The sequence below is a fragment of the Wolbachia endosymbiont of Armadillidium arcangelii genome (assembly GCF_040207875.1).
GTDB lineage: Bacteria > Pseudomonadota > Alphaproteobacteria > Rickettsiales > Anaplasmataceae > Wolbachia.
In genome coordinates this window covers 545,204-565,518 of record NZ_CP157942.1, presented here as the reverse complement: position 1 = coordinate 565,518, position 20,315 = coordinate 545,204, and the positions used below count along the sequence as shown (strand labels likewise).

Genomic DNA, 20,315 nt, shown 5'->3' with positions numbered 1-20,315 from the left:
TACTTAGTAAATCCAGACGATTTTTACAATCCTACGCTTGACACTGGGATTGAGTGCAGCTATCCTAAGTTCAAAGTTTTACACTTAATTTTGCTGTCCTTAGCTAAAAGGGACACATTTTTAGAATAATGAAAACAATCAACGCTTTAATTCAGGAAGGATCGAAGCTACTATCGTCACATAGAATTGAATCATCACATTTGGATTGTGAAATCATCATGCAGCATGTACTTGGAGCAGAAAGATCATTCATAATCATGAATCACACCAATCATGTACCAAGAAACAAAGAACTTTTATTCTGGGAATTAACAAAAAAAAGAGTAGAAAAATATCCAATATCGCAAATAGTAGGTAATCGTGAATTCTGGAGTAAAAATTTTATAGTTAACCAACATGTTCTAGATCCAAGGCCAGATAGTGAAACAGTAATCTCGACAGTATTAAAATATTACCCGAATAAGAAGCAAAAAATAAAAATTGCAGATTTTGGCACAGGCACAGGTTGTTTGTTGATCTCCGTGCTTAGTGAGTATGAATATGCTATTGGAGTTGGTTTTGAAAAAAGCCTGGAAGCATACAAAATTGCCTACCAGAACACAAAGAAACATAATCTTCTCAGCAGAGCTAAAATATTTCCAAATTCGTGGACAGAATGTAGAGGCTTATTTGATCTCATAATAAGCAATCCCCCATACATTAAAAGAAGTAAATTAAAAGATCTGCAAGCTGAAGTACAAAAGGAGCCAAGAATTGCTCTTGATGGAGGTATTGACGGATTGAACTGTTACTTGAGTATTTTTCCAATATTGAGAAAGTGCCTTAAAAAAGATGGGTTTGCAATACTGGAAATAGGCGAAGATCAAAGCAATATTGACAAAATAATACCCTCGTATGGACTAGCTTTTCAAGAATACATATATGATTTGGCTGGAATGAAAAGATGCATTGTTGTAAAGCAAGGTAAAGAATATGACTAGCAGAATGCTAACTTTCTAATCCGTAGGAACAAAAACTCCTTTACAAATTTCGTTAGTTCACTTATCATGACAATAAGGGTATTTATGACTCAAAACTTGTTTTTGACCTGCAGGCTCAATGACAAAAATTCAGTAAAAAACTTAGGGTACTTATTGGCGGATTACATAAAATTATAGCGGCTGCATGTCTTTTTTATTTTTTCTACATTCAGCCAAAACGCGCTTATTTTAAGCGTTAGCACATTATTACAGCGCCAGTTTAAATTATTATAGGGTCAAACTCACTACGTGGGGGTTCTTTTGCCTTTTTTGCAATTAGTAAATTTATTAATATTTATAGTTAGAGTAATTTAAGAGAGCCAGCGCATGAGGCACGGCTGCACGAACATTATCTGCAGGATGCCAGTGCCCAGACACTGGCATCCAGGAATTTTATTACGTTGGTAAGCACAAAAGTAGCTGCTTTATGTTAGAATAAAGCGTTTCCAATGATTACGAAAAAGCTAGATTCCAGTACTGGAATGACATCCTACTTGGCATGACACCCTACTTTAGTAAATTTGCAAAGAAAACTGGATTCCAGTGTTACGCACTAGAATAACAGGAAAAGTTCTCTAATTGCATAAAAGTCAACAATAATTTTTTGTATCATGAAAAATATTTTTTGATGTAAAATTCAGCTCTAATACAACCTTTTATTTATTATTGTATTATCTTATTCAATCAAAAGAGGTTTTATTGGCAATAAAAACATCAACACTAATTTCCAATTAATCTCTTTTAAACTATGTAGCCAATGAATATGTGCGTCCACACAAACTTAAACCACATATTCATTAAGCTTATAAAAACTAAGGTATCATTCTTTTCCTCTATAGTCTTAATATAAGTTAAAAGTAGCATGCTTCCATTGTTCTCTCCGCGGTCTAATATGGCTAATTTATATTGTAGCACTATACTTGTTAGGCGGAAGTGGACGGCCACGAAGTCTATGCTTCAACTTATCCTCTTGCTTATCCCTTCCATCGGCATTTACTTTCAGTAAAATTATTGTTTTATACTTCTTTAGTGTTTATTGATAGCAAAACTCTTTTCTATCGATTAGCATCTTGTGCATAATCACGGCTAATTTTCTTGCTACTGCAACAATTGCTTTTTTCATGCCCTTTTTCTTTTTAAGCTTCAATCCCCAGCTTCTTAATTTAAATGTCCTTTTACATTTTACCAGTAAGACCTGCGCGGCTTCATATAACATATTCCTACAGTCCCATTTTTGATATACTTCCGTGTCGATCAATCTCACCAGAAGCGTACTGTCTTGGACTTAATCCCATATAGGCTCCAACTGTATAAGATGTTTCAAACCTATGCAGATCATCTATTGCAGCTTTATATGTCATTACTACTATAATACCAACTCCTGGAACAGTAGTTAATAATTTACAATCCTCATCTTTTTTGCTTTGTTCTGAGAGCATTTTATCAAGTTTTCTTGTTGATTCTTCTATTATTTCTAAACTATGTACTAATGATTCAATTGAGGTTTGGCTAATTTCATCTAGATTATTAACCATTTCTTGCACTTTTAAAGCAAAGTTTGCAGAACTAAGACGTTGATTAACTTTTATCCCGTATATTTTCCCTTATTGTTCCCGCAATTTGCTCTCTGCAACGTATTAATTGTCTTCTGCTTCCAAGTATTATTTTAACCTGACAAGCTTCGTCTGATTTTACTAATACCCCCTTAAATAGCCCAACTCTCATCATTTGTGCTATGCCTCTTGCATCATTTTTATCATTCTTATTGATTCTCGCAGATAATGCTGCTGCCATATGCCTTGCATCTACACAAGTTACTGGTAATCCAAAACTCTTTGCACATCGATATTGATAATTGCCCGCTTTCTATTCCTATGGACTCGTATTTTTTGTTTTGACCAATCAGCTATTGCACTGCTTTCACTTGCAACAACCCCTTCTTTAACAATTTTTCCTTTCTCATCAATGATACTAATAAAAGTTTCTTTGAGTGAGACATCTAACCCGCTATAATGTTTCATGAGACTACTCCTACTGTAAAAGTTTAAATTATTCTTGAAGAACTAATTCATTGAATTTGTTACTTCGTGCTAAAATAATGGAGTATGTCTCTCCATCATTCAATAGCAATTACAGTATGTATAGCCTTTCTTATAATAGTCCGAACAGGGTAAGATATGTGTTTATACCTATAGTAGGCTAGTAGCATATTATGATCTGTTCGGATTATTGTGAAAAGAGCTATAGCTACTTGCATGACAAGAAAAGGAGCACTACCTTTTTACAAAGATCTTATCAGCAACACGCATATCAATTATGCTCCAATTGCTAAAAGTAAAGTCAGTTGTATTTTGCAAGTGGTTTAAATAATCCCATGCGCTATAAGGATTATCTTCAGGCAATTTTACTGTAGAATTGTCATCAAGTACGATATTCCACCTTCTATTTCCTACATAAATACAAGAAGAAATATGATCTCTTAATTGAGTTTTTCTCTCTAGCATATCTTTAATGAATCTTAGGTTTGATAACGAATTTTGTCCTTTGATTACAACGAGGTCATCTATCGGGTAGTCATTTACGATCACTTTACCTTCAGAATCAATTACTGAAGTTCTGTTATCATCTTTCCAGAGAGCGAAAGGTGTATGTTCATCTACATCAATGTGTAAGATATTAGGCAAAATTCTATAAATTCTTACATATTTTATCCATTCGCTTACAGATTGTATATTATCTATAAGTTTTGAGAGTGATATATACATGATAGGTTGCGTTCTATCTACCAAACTTATAATGTCCTTTTCATTTGTAAATTTGTTGCCGGTGACAACTACTTTATCGATTAAAAATCCATTGCTGAGTAATAAGTTGGATAAGTGATCATTATACCAGGTAAAGTAGCAATTAAATCGATTTATTATTTTATCAAGTGAGCTGTAGAGTATTAGCGTAAGAAAAAGTGCTATGATAACAACCAAGGCACACTTACGCAAAAAACTCCTTTGGCTTCTAGTAACATTGCTCAACATTTACTTAATCTCTAACATTTTTGTGCTGCTTCAATAATAATTTTAACTAATTCATTAAAATTGATTCCTTTTGTCAATTTTGCAATTTCTGGCACTAACGATAATTCAGTAAAGCCAGGATGTGTATTAATCTCAAGCATTTTTAAAGTGTTGTTTTTTGGATTATAACGGAAGTCTGAGCGGGAAATAGTTTTGCATCCTAAAAATTGGTGAACTTTCAGTGCGTGTTTCAAGGTCATTTTATATATATTGCCAGGAATTTCAGCAGGAAATATATGTTCTGCAAATCCATCTGTATACTTTGCTTCATAATCATAGAATTTATTTTTTGGTCGTATTTCCATAGTGCCAATGGCTTCATCTAGCAACACAGCAGTATGTAACTCTATACCCGGTATGTATTCTTCTATGATCATCAAGTCTCTTGAGTAGTCTTTTGTCATCCAAGTATCTCCTTCCTTGTCATTCGAGTAGCTTGACACTGGTTCTTCTTTCTGGTCACGCGCTGCAAACATATTTTTTAATTTTAAGTAATCCTCATGCGAGCAAATCATGTGTACTCCAATGCTTGAGCCTTCGTTAATCGGCTTTAAGACGTACGGATAATCAATTTTAATATTATTTTTTAGCACATCTTCTCGACTAATTACATAACCTTTTGGAGTGTCGATACTAAGAGACCGAAATATATGTTTTGACATTGCCTTGTTCATCGCAACAGCCGAAGCTATAACTCCGGAGTGTGTATATTTTATACCTAAGATTTCCAATAAACCTTGAATACAACCATCTTCACCATAAGGTCCATGCAGAGCGATAAAAGCAAGGCCCGGATTAATTTTTCTAAGCTTTTCAGCAATGTTGCTATCAACATCTATTTCTATTGCATTATATGAAAGGCTACCAAGCGCCTTCTTTACTGCTTTTCCGCTCATAAGTGATACTTTTCTTTCGCAAGAAAATCCACCACTTAAGATTACTATAGTTGGAACCATAAGCATTCTATGTTTTGCTATATATCATATATAAAAGATACTTTTATCTTCAATAGAAAAAATGTTTTGAAAAATTCTATAGCTCTATCCTATGCACAACTGTACGAACGTTCGTTTTGTTAAGTGATCTATAGCTCTAACCCAAGAAAGGTTTTCCTACGTCATACCACCACGACATTTCTTAGCATATCTTACTTTACCCACAAATATAAATGTTTGTTGCATAGCTCTTAATGGCATAACTTTTGCTTGAAACAACTGTTTATATGGTGCAATTTACAGCTTTTAGTTGCTAAAATTATAACTCTTAGTTTAATAATTTTAATCTAATAAGCTTTCAGGTTAATAAAATTAAATTATCTGAGTAAATACAATACTATGTTTTTATTTGTGGGTAATAGTAAGCTTAGCATATAGCTCACACAGATAAAGTTTACTCTTTTGTCATCCTATGGCTTGACCATAGGATGGCTTTGTTGCATCACTCAAGAGAAAAGAACTGGCAGTTACTGACGAAATTCACTATAAAACAGGCATTTAACCTACGAAAGAAAAATATGCCAACTAAAATGAAGATCAGTAACTGCCATGAATATAACAGATTTCTGCAAGAAAGAGGAAATATTTTTCATTTTATTAATGGAAAATTGGTACGAAAATAGCCCCAAAATGCGAGGTGGCAATTATATTTATAGTGATAAAGTTGTGATTTTAGTGCATATAGTCGCTAGTCTCTTTAGAATTGGCAAACGGTGGGGTTTATAAAAGGATATTTGCAGCAAGTAGGAAATAGCTATTCGCAGGCTTCAAGAAGGTTTAAAAAACTCAATATTAAGATCGATGATTGCAGAGTTGATAAAAACAATATGGAAGATATTGCAATTGCCATAGACAGCACAAATTTATAATAACACCCCTGGCTACAGTAAGGAAAATAGGAAAGTATCGCAGTTATAAACAGGTAAGATGTAATGTTGAATATAAATAGTAAAAAAGCTATTGCTGCAAAATATAGCAATGGTCAACCATTACGGTACTTGCTGACTTGATTTCAGCACGCTATAAAAGCATTATAGAGCATACGATAGGCACAAGCTTTATAAATTGTATATGATATAAAGACAAAAGTTCTACCGAAAAATTGTGCAGCAGAACATACAAAATTGGATTATATGGCTGAGAGAAATGCCGCCATTAGATTATGTGGTAAAGAAGGTGTGAAAGAGTGGAAGCAATTTATGGGAAAAGGTCATATATTGAAGGATTTTTCTCAAGCAAATATTTGGGTTTAGTTTTAGAATGAGATAAATCGAGAAAAAGAATTGCTAATAAAATGCTACTTGCTCAATAAATTTACTGATATTGGCACGGCTAAGTTTGAGGTAGTTTCATGAATTTATTATGCTTTACCCACTATCCGATAAGCGATGCAACAAAGCCATCCAATAGTCAGAGGCTGGCTATGGCAGGTTTTATAAATCGGAGATGTATACATCTCTCAGAAATATAGAAAGATACCTCGTAAGATGGGTCAGGACAAAATATGAGAAACTTCGGGATCATGGAAGGCTAGCAAAGCAATTTCTAGGAAAAGTGAGAAAGAGGTCTCCAAATATTTTCTATCACTGGACACTAGGATTGAGATCAAAAGGCTGAATAACGGGAGCTGTATAAACCGAGAGTGTGCGCCGTGGTACGCATTAAGAAATACTTAGCGGAGCTAAGCGGGGTTCAGAATAAAGGGCCTCGAGGTGAACAACTAACTTTAACCCGAAAGGGAAGGAGGACAAGAGCATGTATGTAAAGCGAGAGTTATCTGAAGATGTGTAAGATAACGGCTTGCAACACCTGATCAATATGGTTAAAGCTAAACTGCTTGAATTCCAATCTTCAGGGGTGGAACTTCACATCCATGGGTATCACATTTAAAACCCCATGTCTACAGTAAGCAAAGATTAAACTTTCGTCTGTGTGACATTCTGGCTGTAGAACGATAAGTAGTGAACTTATTTAAGAGGATGAATAGAAAACCTAAGTTGATCTAGAACAGTTCTTAGTGACGGAACATGGGATGACCTAAGGAATGCGAGTTCTATGGTTACGGAGTCATCGTAGTAGTCGTGAAAGTAACGAATCACCGGGGAGTGTGGGAAAGCCACATACAGGGCAAAGGGTGACAGATAATCGAATGTTGAAATTGGGAGGTACGCAGGCTGAAACAATACTTAACATTATACGTGAACGTGGACAAAGAAATTTGCCGGTTAAAAACGTATATCGCCTACTTTATCAGCGTGATCTTTACCTTCGAGCGTATGGCAAACTTTGTTGTAATAAAGGTGCTATGACAGAAGGTGTGACAACTGAAACAGTTGATGGTATGTCTTTGGAGAAAATCGATAAAATCATAGAGGATCTACGCTATGAGCGATATCGGTGGACACCAGTAAAACGTATCTATATTTTAAAGAAGAGTGGTAAACGCAGGCCGTTAGGATTGCCAACATGGTCAAATAAGTTACTTCAAGAAGTAATCCGATTAATATTGGAAGCCTACTATGAGCCTAAATTTAGTGAATGTTCACATGGATTTCGACCAAAGCGTGGATGCCACACTGCATTAAGAGCAGTAATGCAAAAAGGCAGAGGTACAAAATGGTTTATAGAGGGAGATCTCAGTGCATGTTATGACTCAATTGATCATACTATGTTGTTGAAAATACTGAGTGAAAGCTTCCAAGATAACCGTTTTATTCAGCTAATCAATCGACTGTTAAAAGCAGGATATATGGAAAATTGGAAGTACAATAAGAGTCATAGTGGGGTACCACAAGGTTCTATTATTGGTCCAATTCTGAGTAACATATTACTCGATCGGTTAGATAAACATGTGGAGCATATACTAATACCAGCAAATAACCGAGGTAAGCGAAGAAGGACAAATCCAAAATATTTAAGGTTAACCATGCAAGTATCGATGATGAGAAAACAAGGGAACTGGGATCAAGCAAAACAACTGCGTCAATTAGTGCAGAGTATGCCATCTAAGGATTCTTGCGATCCAAATTATCGACGTCTTTGGTATGTTAGGTATGCTTTCTAGTAGGGTTTGCAGGACCAAAAAATGAAGCTGAACAAATTAAAAATGAGATTGCTAAATTCCTCAATGAGGAGCTCAAACTTATGCTTAATGAAGATAAAACGCTTATTACACACGCATGTGATAGCAAAGCCAATTTTTTGGGTTATGAAATACACGTCTTGCATGCAGATGATAAACATGATCATCGGACACAACGATGTATTAACGGTAGTATTGGGTTACGTGTACCACATCATATAAAGCAGAAAAAGTGTTCTGAATATATGCGTTGTGGAAAGCCTATACATTTACCTCAACGTACACTTGATACAGCTTACAGTATTGTTGCTCAGTATCAAACTGAATATCGAGGAATTGTACAATATTACAAAATGGCCTACAACCTTCACACACTAAGTTATTTGAAGTATGTGATGGAAGTATCATTAGTAAAGACTTTAGCATCTAAATACAAAACAACTTGCAGGAAAATTTATAGAAAATTTGGTGCGATGATTGAAAACGATGAAGGTGAAAAACGAAAAGTCATCCAAATCAGAGTAGATCGTTTATCATCAAAGATACCATTAATTACACACTTTGGTGCTGTACCACTAAAATGGAATAAATGGGTAAGCATAAGTGACAACCTTATACCAATATGGAATAAGCGTAGTGAAATAGAGCAAAGACTATTGGCACAAACTTGTGAATTATGTAAATCACAAGAGCAGATTGAAGTACATCACGTACGTAAACTTGCTGATTTGCTAGGTAAACGTAATACTGAGCTACCGAAATGGAAAAAGAGAATGATTGAACGACAGAGGAAGACTCTTGTTGTTTGTCATGAATGCCATAAGAAAATCCAATATGGAAAATATGATGGTGACTCCTTAAAACGTTAGATTATTGGAGAGCCACGTGATACGGATGCGTGATTCGGAGAGGGGTTGTTGGAAAAGTACTTAACAAGTAACTCGCTGGCTGCCCACTCTACTTTCCGTACAGTTCTGCGAGAGACTGGTGGGGAAGTTCTGCTGATCTACTCTCCTTTTGATTATCAATAACTATTACCTTATTATGGGCGATTTTTGGCTTATTATCGATCCAAATAGGTATTCCATTTGAAAACAGTTCACTTATAACACTATATTTGAGTGGAGTTGTGATTTATCTAAGACGACTTTAACATCAACACCACGCTCTTTGCGTTAATCAAAGATTTTGCAACTGTTCCAAGAGTAAATGTATATTCTTGAACTAAGATAGACTCTTTAGATTGGTCTATCTCGCTGATTATCGGTACAGCGCAGTCTTCTTCAGGTGAGAAACAAACTGTAGCTTTTGGGCAAGGCGAGAATATAGGACCCGCATGGTAATACAGAGAAAAACATGCTAACAAAAATAGAAGATACAAAAGCCTCACAAACCACACCTAAATACACGGCGGTAGTCTACATCATAGTTTAATCACCTGTCAATCCATATTCTCCCCACTTCTCTGTAACTTTTTTTACTATTTCTTCATCCATTTTAATTTTTCTTCCCCACTCTCGTTTGGTTTCAGGTGGAAGTTTGTTTGTTGCATCAAACCCTATTTTACCTCCAAGTCCGCTTTCAGGAGAGGCAAAATCTAAATAATCAATAGGGGCATTCTCTATCATGATTGTATCACGCACAGGGTCCATTCTTGTTGACATTGACCACATCACTTCCTTCCAATCACGTATATTTATATCATCATCAACAACTATAATAAATTTCGTGTATAAAAATTGCTTGAGAAAAGAGAGTATACCCATAACAATTCTTTTTGCGTGTCCAGGATAAGATTTTTTTATCGACACTATCGCTATTCTATATGAGCAACCTTCTGGAGGCAGGTAAAAGTCCACTATCTCTGGAAATTGATTGACAAGAATTGGTACAAAAATTTCATTGAGCGCTTCACCAAGAATTGATGGTTCATCAGGTGGCTTGCCAGTGAAAGTGCTGAGATAAATCGGGGTTTTGCGCATTGTAATTGCAGTAATATTAAATTCAGGAAATTGCTCAACAGAATTATAGTAACCGGTATGGTCTCCGTATGGCCCTTCATCTTGATACCTATCCAAACTCATATAGCCTTCCAAAACGATCTCTGCGTGAGCTGGAACCTGAAGGGGAATAGTTCTACAATTTACAAGCTCAAGAGGCTTTTTGCGCAGCAGCCCAGCAAATTGGTATTCCGACAATGTTTCTGGCACCGGAGTTACCGCAGCAATAATTGTTGCAGGATCACTACCAATCACAGCAGCAGCAGGAAATTTCACATTTTGCCCGCTCTCTTTCCATCGTTTATGGTGACCTGCACCACCACGATGTGCAAGCCAGCGCATTAAAGTCGTTTTTTTATCCACGACCTGCATACGATATATTCCAAGATTAAAGTTATCTTGCTTGTCTGCTGTTGGTCCTTTTGTGACCACAAGCGGCCAGGTGATAAGCGGTGCAGGCTCATTTGGCCAGCATGTCTGAATAGGCAGCAGACCTAAGTCAACCTTATCCCCAGTCAGCACCACCTCTTGACATGGAGCTTTGCTCACAACTTTGCTTCGCATTGACAATACAACTTTCAGCAAAGGAAACATCTTCACAGCATCCTTGAAGGTTTTGGGTGGCTCAGGTGATCGCAAAAATGCTAGAAGTTTACCTAAATCTCTTAGCTCACCAGCAAGTCCCAATGCAATTCTCTCAATAGTACCAAATAAATTCACCAGAACTGGAATCGAGTTTTTGCCGTTTTCTGTGACAACGTTTTCAAAGATGATAGCTGGTCCTTTGTTTGACAAGACTCTGCGATGAATTTCTGTCATTTCCAGAACTGTTGAAACTTCCTTTTTAATCCTAATTAGATCTTTTTTCTCTTCTAAGGCTTTGATGAAGTCGCGTAAGTTGTTGTACATATTTTAAAAATTTTAAGCCTTTTAAGAAGTGTTTTCCCCAGCACAACTCATTCACTTATTATTATAGAAGCTCTAGAAAAATTATTCTCCAACTCGCTTTTTAAGTTTTTATACTCAGCAGTCTTTAATTCTTCATTAGTAATAAAACTTTTCTTTATAGCTATTACATTGCTAAATTCAGTTCCGTCATTTTGATATTTACATGATCTATTTACATATAACCAAGGAGAATCTATTTCAAAATTCAAACTTTCACAATTTTTAATTTTGATATTTTTTATTATCATATGGCTTTCCTTAGTTTTAGGTACACCGATAAAAAGGTCTGATACTTGGTCAGAAGCTGTATTCACAACATCATTAAGCCAATTGTCTCCTAAATTTAAAGCAGGCCCTAGATTTGTCTTAAAAACCTTATTTTTTTTCTGAAATTCATACTTAATTATAAGATCCTCTACATTACGCGAAGTAAGGTCAGGCAATTCTAAGAACTTCTTTTCTTCTTCATCAAGATATACTCCACTAATCATACGAAAAACAGAATCTCTTAATTGCTCATCTGAATAATATAATCCAACACCTGTTAAGCCTAGAGCTGCTTCCCCTTGCACGATAAGCTGGCCATATTCATTTACAACATTATCTTCTATAGTTAATTCACTATGGGATATCACTTTTGAATTTTCACCTTGTACAGCAGGAATTTTTATGTAATCCGCTTCCTCAGAATCGAGTACTAGAGCGTTCCTATCAGCAATGTCTGGAAAAATACCCTGTGCCATACTGACGGTATTAGTTGGATCAATCCAATATATTTTTCCACCTTTATTTGTTACTTTGAGCATCACATGATTAAAATTACCCATATTGGGTAACGCTGCTTCAAAATTCGAAATGCTAGTAGTTCCTCTCATAACTAAAATAGGTTGAACTTTATAACCAAATTTTTGCAAAATAGCAGCCGTGCTAGCAGAAAAGTCTTTGCAATCCCCAACTTGAGAATCAGCAATTTTCTCCAAATCTCTCGGAAAAAATTTTCCTGACACTGTACGCCAGTCTCCCATGTACTGAACTTTTTCATTCAATAAAGAAGTAACAGCATTGATCTTATCTTCATCAGTACTCTCACTGGTAGCAGATTCTGCTATAGCTTTAAAAGTTGCAGGAAGTGGCTGGTTAATGACGCTATGATAACCAGGAGCTAACTTTTTAGCTAAATCCTCCCATTTAGATAGGCTTGAAAGTGATACCCAAGTGTTGTGTTTAATATTCAATATTCCATTATGTGGTTCATTTGTTGTGTTTTCATAAACTGCTTTCTTCAGAGCAATGCTTATAGAGTGTATATCATCATTTTTTTCCTCAGCGATTTCTAATACTTCTCTTGGATCATTAACTTTAATCTCCAGGGGTAATTCAGAATTGATTTTAGTATTGTCTGCTTGTAAATAATTTCCCCAATAGTTAAAAGTACGACCATAAAAGTTATCAATAGGAACCTTTTTGTTAACTTGTTTATACCTTAAATATACTTCTGTACCAATTTCTATTTTAGGAAACGATATAGTTACTTGCCTTAACTGATCGAAGCCTTTACTAGGACTAGCTAGCGGTTTATCCTCTATCATGTCTTCAGTGACTATATATTCCTCTCCGTTATAAGCTGTTTTAGCTTCTAAAACAGTCAAATCTGCACTATCATCATTGTAGATTAAACTATACAGGGAAAATCTATCACGCCCAGACTCCTTGAGTATTTTTGCTTGAAGTTCTACTTCCGTTTCGTAGGTACCATCTTTATTAACATTAATGTTAACATTAGAAAACTTATACTCAATAGAAGCATCTTCATACTTACTCCACCTTGCTTCAGCTGCAGAAGTTACAAAAAATACTACCAATGCTAAGTTAAAGAGAGTTTTTAAAAATTTCATTACGTCACCACATTTACTGAAAAATCATTTTATTAGACTTACACAATGCCACCTACAATACAAACAGCCAGCTAATTAGGAAAGAAACTTACTTTCTATAGGACGGCTGTTTCTTTACCAATCATTCATATAATTTACCGCCGCGTTTGTTAGTATTATACGCGGCGGTTATAATATATCAACTTTTTTTACCACATTTACAGTTGATATACCTGGCGGTAAAGACCACCTAAAACTTCTGAAATGCCCGCGCCAAGTTTTCTAATATAACAATATACTAAGTTTTGATGCAAATATTTTTATATATTAACATTCAACATTTCTTTACTATAATGTGTCTTAATTATCTCTTTTAAGTAAGTGTATGTCTAAGATACCATTTTTATTGATTTTTATATTTGCAGTAGCAAGTTTACCAGTAATAAACAATTGGCTTTCACATCGCAGTCAAGTCTTAAATGATGACTATATAAGTGAGAGATTAGATGACTACATCAGTAAAAATTTTGATAAGATCATAAAAACTCTTCGGGAAGAATCAGCTAAAGGTAGTTATGCTAATGCAATCAAAAGTAAAATTTCTCAGCATAAAAATGAAATATTCGACTCCGCTTATCCTTACTCAGGAAATGAAAATAGCAATGTCATAGCTGTAGGGTTTTTTGACTATTCTTGTGGTTACTGTAAAGCTATGAAGGATGATGTAAAACAATTGATCAATGATGGCAAAGTTAAGTATATTTTTAGGGATGCTCCAATACTTGGTAACAACTCTTTAAAGGCAGTAAAAGGTGCTCTAGCCACTTATTTTATCGATAAAGAAAAGTACTTAGATTTTCACTATGCTGCCTTAAGTCACAGAGGAGAATTTTCGAATGAAACTATATTAGGTATAGTAAAAAATATAGGGATTAACGAGGACGATTTTAATAACTCTATGAAGGATAATGCAGACAAAATTGAGCAAATGATAAACAACAGCAAACTTTTAGTAAGGGATTTGGGAGTAGGCGGTACACCTTTTTTGATAATTGGAGATAGTCTTTTTGTAGGAACAACTGATTTGAATGTACTGCGCAAAAAGGTGGATGAGTTAAAGGGCTAATAAATTTCTTGCTTGACAGAGCAAATGAACCTCAGTATAGTAAGGTTAGGTGTGATAATCTTACATTGCATAATAGCTCAAGAAGGCAAGTAACATCTATAATTTGAGCGTAGCCAGTTTACAAACACTGGTCAATCTGTAAAAAAAAATTTAAATTTACTGGAGTTCAATATGATAAAGCTTAACTATCTATTTTATTTGACTTTTAATAAAATTTATTATATTTTTAATAAATTAACATTGTTTAGGAAAATGATATGACTGGTAACACAAATTTAGATTCAATAATTCCTGAAACAAAAAATGGTCAAAAGACGATTAAGGATTTAAAGACTGCTCTTAAAGAAAAAGAAGTAAGCTCTATATGTGATGCTTTAAAGCTTGTCTTTGCTACCATTCCTGCTTTTGCTGCACTTGGATTGGTTGTGTCTATGGTAGTAGTATGGGCTTCAGAAAGTTTAGCCGGTTTTGTATTACTTGGTGCAATCATAGCCTCTCCTCTTGTTGGCATAGCTGCTGGATTAATTACATATTTTTTAGATCAAGACCGTAAACAAGCTAAAGCGATAGAAAAGCCATTGGCGCTTCTGGAAGAAGCTGAAGTGTCTGAAAAATTACCATTATTACAACCCTCTATGCAGTCATAATATTACTGGTTTCTTCTTTCACTAGTAATCAACATCTTACATTTACTTCATCTCTTAATATTATCTAGAAACCTAGATAATATTAAGTGTTTGTTGTAACTTGCATAAACCACACTTTTTTTTAGCTAAAATATCTCAACTTCATTTTCATAGGAGGACATATGCCATTTACAGAAATTAGATTTCCAGAAAATATATCTTATGGGTCCACTGGAGGACCGGAATTTTCTACTGACGTTGTAACAACTCATAATGGTTGTGAACAGCGCAATATCAATTGGTCTCATGCACGTGCCAGATACAATATAGCTTATGGAGTCAGGTCAAACGAGCAGCTAACAGAACTCATAACATTTTTTCAGGCACGAAAAGGTAAAGCAATAGGGTTTCGTTTTAAGGATTGGTCAGACTTTACAGTTGTCAATCAAGAAATTGGCATAGGAGACGATAAAAAAACGACCTTTCAACCGATCAAAACTTACATAAGTGAAAAAGACAAGCATACACGAACGATTAAAAAGCCAGTGCATGATACAATAAAAATTTACCTAGATGGTGAAGAGACAGAAAAATATTCAATAAATCATTCAACAGGAGAAATCACATTTATGAAGCCACCAGCAAAAGGCACAATAATTATTGCAAGTTTTGAATTTGATGTGCCCGTGCGTTTTGATACAGATTACCTAAACGCTTCTATTGATAACTACAGCAGCAATAGCTGGAATAATATTCCCTTGGTGGAAGTGAAGTAAGCTATTAGCTACCATAAAAATTAAGCAATGTTAAGTTTTTCTCTATATCTCTGCAAAAATCATCATAGTAATCAGACTTAGTTCTCTAAAGTAGCTGGTCACTTTGTGTAAATTGCTCAAAAGAAAAATCATCACTAAGTTGTTGTATATCACTCTCATCTTTATCTAGTAAATTGAGTTTATCAGATTGTGTTTCTTTATCAGTCATTAATAAAAGGAATATTTTCGTTTTTATCTGTTATATCAATACCTTCCTCTTTTGCTTTTAGAGCACCTACTATATCTTTATAGCCCAGAATGTCAGCCAAATCCAGAGGAGTCTGTTTCATAATATTTTTTGCATTAACATCAATACTTTCTTCTTTCAACAGAGCACGTACTACCTCTTCATGATTATTAATGGTAGCTAAATATAGAGGATTTTTAAGCTTGCTATTATAATACGTTGTTTTTGTCCTTTAGAAAGTTTCAGTCTACTGTCTTTCTTCAGAGAAGAAATTGCAAAATTTCTATAGTTATGGTATAATTATAAATACTGCTTTCCAATAAGCTGAGTACGAAAAATGCCTTTCGGACAAACCATTATATATAGCACAACATTACTTGCTGTAATTACAGTATTTTTCTTTTTTAGAAAAATATACAGAGATCGGATTAGGAGAATCGTATTTCCTAAAAAAGTCCTTGAAGAAGAGTGGGAAGAAGACAGAAAATTTAATGAATTATATCAAAAAAATAAGCAAAGAGAGCTGATGAAACAACAGGAAATGCTACGCGAGAAGCAAAAAGATATACAAGTTTACAAAGATGATCTAGAAATAGTTGATATAGCAAAACCGGTAGGTAAGTGGACAAAGATGGTTATGATAGGTAATGGTTTAATGCAGCGTTTTGCACAATTGATACATAGGGAAGGCGGACAGAAAGGGTTTTGGGAGCTATTTGTAAAAGCTCAGGCTTCAACTCAAGGGAAGCATAAAGGAAAGGGCAGATAATTCATGCTAGAATGTGAAAATTTATCCTGCGCTCGCAATAACAGAGTATTATTTGAAAATCTTAGTTTTAAAGCTAAGCCAAAATCAAAGATTTTAGTTACTGGTCCAAATGGTAGTGGTAAAACCAGCTTAATTAGAAGTTTATCTGGACTTTTGCCACCAGTATCAGGCAATATAATGTACTGTGGAAAGGATATATATGATGACATAAAATCCTATATACCTTCCATGGTCTATATAGGCCATAAAAACGCCTGTAAAGATAGCTTAACAGCTGGTGAAAACATAGAATTCTGGGCAAGAATACGGAACACTAGAGAATTAATTATGGCAGCCGTTTGTTGCTTACAGTTGCAACCTGTACTTAATATCAAATATAGTGAACTTTCTGTAGGATGGAAAAGAAGGGTTGCGCTTGCTCGCCTCTTAATTTTTAATGCAAATGTTTGGCTGATAGATGAACCCTTCTGTAATCTTGATAGCACAACGTGTGAATTAGTATTGAACCTAATCTCAATACGCTCTGAGCAGAACGGTACAGTAATTATTACAGGGCATAGCTCTACAGAACAATTATGTGACTTCACAACAATCGATATACGTGATTTCAATAGACTTCTTGTATAATTTTTGGCCTTACGGATTAGTAACCTTACCCAGAAAAAGTAGAAGGAAGTTAAGACGTTTTTGAAATAAAATAAAATGTTTTTTCAAAGAAGTGTGATATGGCAAATAGAAGGGAATATACAGCAGAATTTAAATTAGAAGCAATTAAGCTGGTCAAAGAAACGGGTTAACCCAGCAAAAATAGCAAAAGATTTGGGTATAAGTGGCGATTTGTTAAGCAGGTGGTAAGAAAATATAATGAAAAAATGTCTGGAGCAGACGCATTTCCAGGAAAAGGAAAGTTAGCTCCTTATGATAAAGAAAAGCCCTTGCCAACTAAAAAGAGTAAAATATTCTTTTATAAAAGAGCATAGAAATTATGGATGTTGATGTGCTTTGTGTTGTTAAGGGCCTTATAGTAAAATTATCAATATTCATCATTTCTCTAATAATTAAAATATATACTTAATATAATTCTATTTTTTACAAAAATCTTTTTTCCCCTACTTTGTGTAAATCTAGAAAATTTTTGTTTGTAATCTTTATCGATAAATGACTTTAGGTTTAAAATTGAGGAAGTAGTTGCTATATATACCAGCAAGTATGAGTTAAATTTGTATTATGGATTTAAATAAATTTACCGAAAAAGCGAAAAGCTTAATTCAGAGTGCTCAAATGAAAGCATTGGGATCTGGGCATCAGGTTTTTATGCCCGAGCATTTACTGAAAGTAATGCTTGAAGATGAATCAGGTTTAGTCCAGGATTTGATAGGCGCTTGTGGTGGAAATATGCAGAATATTTCTGATGCTGTAGATGGTGCAATAAAAAAGTTTCCAGTAGTTAAAGGTCCAGGAAGTGGCAGCCTTCAACTTTCAAGAGAAGTAGCAAAAGTTTTTGAGGATTCAATCGGTATTGCAAGGAGGAACAAAGATTCATTTGTTGCCGTTGAGCGTTTACTGCAGGGCCTTGCTGCACAAAAAGATGATACTGTAGGTAAAATTCTAGCGGAAAATGGTGTTACACCGCAAAAATTGAACTCAGTTGTTGCAGAAATGAGAAAGGGCAGCAGTGCAGACTCGCCAAATAGTGAAGAGAAATTAAATGCGGCAAAGAAGTATACAAAAGATATTACAGAACTTGCTATGCAAGGTAAGCTTGATCCTGTAATTGGCCGTGATGAGGAGATCAGAAGAACTATGCAGGTATCGTTGAGGCGAACAAAGAACAATCCAGTGCTGATAGGTGAGCCTGGTGTTGGAAAAACTGCAATAGTTGAGGGACTTGCAAATAGAATCGTTGCAAATGACGTACCACTTGGTTTGCGTGATGCAAAAGTTTTAGCTTTGGATCTTGGTGCATTAATTGCTGGAACGAAGTTTAGAGGGGAGTTTGAAGAAAGGCTAAAAGCGGTAATCAATGAGGTTTCAAAAGCAGAGGGAAAAGTTATTTTGTTTATAGATGAGCTTCATACTTTAGTTGGAGCAGGGGCAACAAGTGGTGCAATGGATGCTTCAAATTTGCTAAAGCCTGCTCTTGCGCGTGGAGAAATTCGCTGTATAGGGGCTACAACTTTAGATGAGTATCGTGAACATATAGAGAAAGACCCTGCGCTTGCGAGACGTTTCCAGCCTGTGTTTATTTCTCAACCAACTGAAACTGATACTATTTCAATACTCAGGGGCTTGAAGGAAAGATATGAGGTACATCACGGTATTAGGATTACAGATGGTGCAATAATCGCTGCTGCAACGCTTTCTAATAGATATATAACAGATAGGTTTTTACCTGATAAAGCGATCGATTTAATTGATGAGGCAGCAAGTAGGGTTAGAATTGAAATGGACAGCAAGCCTGAGGTTGTTGATGAGCTTGAGAGAAAGATTATACAGCTAAAAATCGAGTCAGAGGTTTTGAAAAAAGAAAGTGATGAGAATTCTAAACAACGCTTAAGGAAGATAAATGAGGAAATTGAAAGTCTAAACAGTAAATTTGCTGACTTAAGCAGTAAATGGCAGATAGAGAAGAATAAAATAGCTAAAATACAAGAAATTGCTGAAAAATTGGATAACGCGAGGAAAGAGTTGGAATTAACTCAGCGCAATGGAAATTTAGGAAGGGCAGGGGAACTGATGTATGGTGTGATTCCTCAACTTGAAAGTGAGTTGAAAGGTCAGGAGGAAGTTACTGATAGTTTCCTAAAGAAAGAAGTTACCGAAAATGATATTGCAAATATTGTTTCAAAATGGACAGGCATTCCAGTTGATAACATGATGCACAGTGAAAAGGAAAAGCTTCTTAATATGGAGAATGAAATAGGGAAAAGAGTAATAGGACAGAAAGGTGCAATAGAAGCGATAAGTAATGCAGTGAGACGCTCCCGCTCTGGTGTGCAAGACACTAATCGACCTTTTGGTTCATTTTTATTCTTGGGTCCAACCGGAGTTGGAAAAACAGAGCTGGCAAAAGCCCTTGCCGAATTTTTATTTGATGATCAATCAGCACTTCTGCGCTTTGATATGTCAGAATATATGGAAAAACATTCTGTTTCAAAGCTAATTGGTGCGCCTCCTGGGTATGTTGGTTATGAACAAGGTGGCAGGTTAACTGAAGCAGTGAGGAGAAGACCATATCAGGTAATTTTGTTTGATGAAATAGAAAAGGCAAATCCAGACATATTTAATATATTGTTACAGATTTTGGATGAAGGCAGGCTCACCGATAGCCACGGTAAATTGATTGATTTTCGCAATACCATACTAATTTTAACTTCTAACCTTGGTGCTGAGGTGATGCTCAAAGGAACTGCTGAATCCGTAAAAGATGAAGTGATGCAAATAGTTAAATCAGCATTTCGTCCAGAATTTTTAAACAGACTAGATGAAATTATTATATTCCACAGCTTAACCAAAGATGACATTTATAAAATTATAGATGTTCAATTCTCTTATTTACAAAAGATGCTTGCTAAGCGTAAACTAAGTATGAATTTGTCACAGGAAGCTAAAGAACTAATAGCACAAACTGGCTATGATCCTGAATATGGAGCAAGACCTCTAAAAAGGGTAATACAGGAATATATTCAAAATAACCTAGCTAAGTTAGTTTTATCAGGGGAAGTAGTAGAAGGAGATGAGCTAATAGTGCACGCTTCCGGTAATGAAATCTTAGTTAAAAAGATTTAAATTCGCTGTGTATT

At 35.2% G+C, this 20,315-nt stretch carries 18 protein-coding genes and 3 pseudogenes; 11 read left to right on the top strand and 10 right to left on the bottom strand.

Going from position 1 to position 20,315, the window contains the following annotated elements:
- Positions 1–128 precede the first annotated feature (128 nt).
- A complete protein-coding gene (gene prmC, locus ABLO99_RS02845) occupies positions 129–980 on the top strand; it encodes a peptide chain release factor N(5)-glutamine methyltransferase (RefSeq protein ID WP_349968182.1) in 852 nt (283 codons plus the stop codon).
- A 1,259-nt stretch (positions 981–2,239) separates the two neighbouring features.
- Here the strand turns inward: prmC and ABLO99_RS02840 are convergent.
- The 5 genes and pseudogenes from ABLO99_RS02840 to ABLO99_RS02820 all read right to left on the bottom strand — a co-directional run bounded on the left by ABLO99_RS02840 (position 2,240) and on the right by ABLO99_RS02820 (position 5,052).
- Positions 2,240–2,554 (bottom strand): transposase, encoded by a 315-nt coding sequence (locus ABLO99_RS02840; RefSeq protein ID WP_349968180.1) that lies wholly within the window; start codon positions 2,552–2,554, stop codon positions 2,240–2,242.
- A gap of 43 nt (positions 2,555–2,597) precedes the next feature.
- A complete protein-coding gene (locus ABLO99_RS02835) occupies positions 2,598–2,813 on the bottom strand; it encodes an IS110 family transposase (RefSeq protein WP_349968178.1) in 216 nt (71 codons plus the stop codon).
- A 20-nt stretch (positions 2,814–2,833) separates the two neighbouring features.
- Positions 2,834–3,040 carry a hypothetical protein gene (locus tag ABLO99_RS02830; protein WP_047758971.1) on the bottom strand — a complete coding sequence of 69 codons (207 nt, stop codon included), beginning with the start codon at positions 3,038–3,040 and terminating at the stop codon, positions 2,834–2,836.
- Between the two features lie 252 nt (positions 3,041–3,292).
- On the bottom strand, positions 3,293–4,051 hold the full coding sequence (locus tag ABLO99_RS02825) for a cell division protein FtsQ/DivIB (RefSeq protein WP_047759014.1): 759 nt from the start codon (positions 4,049–4,051) through the stop codon (positions 3,293–3,295).
- A gap of 4 nt (positions 4,052–4,055) precedes the next feature.
- Positions 4,056–5,052, bottom strand: a pseudogene (locus ABLO99_RS02820) (D-alanine--D-alanine ligase).
- 582 nt (positions 5,053–5,634) lie between these two features.
- Between ABLO99_RS02820 and ABLO99_RS02815 the strand changes: the two are divergent.
- The 3 genes and pseudogenes from ABLO99_RS02815 to ABLO99_RS02805 all read left to right on the top strand — a co-directional run bounded on the left by ABLO99_RS02815 (position 5,635) and on the right by ABLO99_RS02805 (position 9,036).
- Entirely contained in the window at positions 5,635–5,811 is a 177-nt protein-coding gene (locus ABLO99_RS02815) for a hypothetical protein (RefSeq protein ID WP_349968087.1), read from the top strand.
- 8 nt (positions 5,812–5,819) lie between these two features.
- Positions 5,820–5,954, top strand: a complete 135-nt coding sequence (locus tag ABLO99_RS02810) for a hypothetical protein (protein WP_349968089.1) — start codon at positions 5,820–5,822, stop codon at positions 5,952–5,954.
- A 1,280-nt stretch (positions 5,955–7,234) separates the two neighbouring features.
- Positions 7,235–9,036 (top strand): annotated as a pseudogene (locus ABLO99_RS02805) (reverse transcriptase domain-containing protein).
- 145 nt (positions 9,037–9,181) lie between these two features.
- On the opposite strand, the pseudogene ABLO99_RS02800 reads toward ABLO99_RS02805, so the two are convergent.
- The 3 genes and pseudogenes from ABLO99_RS02800 to ABLO99_RS02790 all read right to left on the bottom strand — a co-directional run.
- Positions 9,182–9,557, bottom strand: a pseudogene (locus ABLO99_RS02800) (phospholipase D-like domain-containing protein); the annotation flags it as partial.
- Positions 9,558–9,597: 40 nt separating this feature from the next.
- Entirely contained in the window at positions 9,598–11,076 is a 1,479-nt protein-coding gene (locus tag ABLO99_RS02795; protein ID WP_349968176.1) for a UbiD family decarboxylase, read from the bottom strand.
- Between the two features lie 47 nt (positions 11,077–11,123).
- Positions 11,124–13,010: a DUF3857 domain-containing protein gene (locus tag ABLO99_RS02790; protein WP_349968173.1), complete on the bottom strand. Its 1,887-nt coding sequence runs from the start codon at positions 13,008–13,010 to the stop codon at positions 11,124–11,126.
- 364 nt (positions 13,011–13,374) lie between these two features.
- On the opposite strand from ABLO99_RS02790, the gene ABLO99_RS02785 reads away from it, so the two are divergent.
- The 3 genes from ABLO99_RS02785 (at position 13,375) to ABLO99_RS02775 (ending at position 15,517) form a co-directional block, all read left to right on the top strand.
- Positions 13,375–14,115: a DsbA family protein gene (locus ABLO99_RS02785; RefSeq protein WP_349968171.1), complete on the top strand. Its 741-nt coding sequence runs from the start codon at positions 13,375–13,377 to the stop codon at positions 14,113–14,115.
- Between the two features lie 257 nt (positions 14,116–14,372).
- Complete coding sequence (locus tag ABLO99_RS02780; RefSeq protein ID WP_047759394.1) at positions 14,373–14,762, top strand: hypothetical protein; 390 nt, start codon at positions 14,373–14,375, stop codon at positions 14,760–14,762.
- Between the two features lie 161 nt (positions 14,763–14,923).
- On the top strand, positions 14,924–15,517 hold the full coding sequence (locus tag ABLO99_RS02775) for a TIGR02217 family protein (RefSeq protein WP_349968167.1): 594 nt from the start codon (positions 14,924–14,926) through the stop codon (positions 15,515–15,517).
- An 85-nt stretch (positions 15,518–15,602) separates the two neighbouring features.
- Here the strand turns inward: ABLO99_RS02775 and ABLO99_RS02770 are convergent, their stop codons facing one another.
- Both ABLO99_RS02770 and ABLO99_RS02765 read right to left on the bottom strand, forming a co-directional pair.
- Positions 15,603–15,725 carry a hypothetical protein gene (locus ABLO99_RS02770; protein WP_349968166.1) on the bottom strand — a complete coding sequence of 41 codons (123 nt, stop codon included), beginning with the start codon at positions 15,723–15,725 and terminating at the stop codon, positions 15,603–15,605.
- The gene (locus ABLO99_RS02765) at positions 15,718–15,885 is read right to left on the bottom strand and encodes a hypothetical protein (protein WP_349968163.1); all 168 of its coding nucleotides are present in this window, start codon (positions 15,883–15,885) and stop codon (positions 15,718–15,720) included. The genes ABLO99_RS02770 and ABLO99_RS02765 overlap by 8 nt, the downstream gene beginning before the upstream one ends.
- 195 nt (positions 15,886–16,080) lie before the next feature.
- Here ABLO99_RS02765 and ABLO99_RS02760 point away from each other — a divergent pair, with 195 nt between their 5' ends.
- From ABLO99_RS02760 to clpB, 4 genes are all read left to right on the top strand, one after another.
- Positions 16,081–16,512 (top strand): hypothetical protein, encoded by a 432-nt coding sequence (locus ABLO99_RS02760; RefSeq protein ID WP_047759391.1) that lies wholly within the window; start codon positions 16,081–16,083, stop codon positions 16,510–16,512.
- 3 nt (positions 16,513–16,515) lie between these two features.
- Positions 16,516–17,139, top strand: a complete 624-nt coding sequence (gene ccmA / locus ABLO99_RS02755) for a heme ABC exporter ATP-binding protein CcmA (RefSeq protein WP_349968161.1) — start codon at positions 16,516–16,518, stop codon at positions 17,137–17,139.
- A gap of 221 nt (positions 17,140–17,360) precedes the next feature.
- A complete protein-coding gene (locus ABLO99_RS02750; protein ID WP_255565463.1) occupies positions 17,361–17,492 on the top strand; it encodes a hypothetical protein in 132 nt (43 codons plus the stop codon).
- Positions 17,493–17,739: 247 nt separating this feature from the next.
- Entirely contained in the window at positions 17,740–20,301 is a 2,562-nt protein-coding gene (gene clpB / locus ABLO99_RS02745) for an ATP-dependent chaperone ClpB (protein ID WP_349968159.1), read from the top strand.
- Positions 20,302–20,315 lie beyond the last annotated feature (14 nt).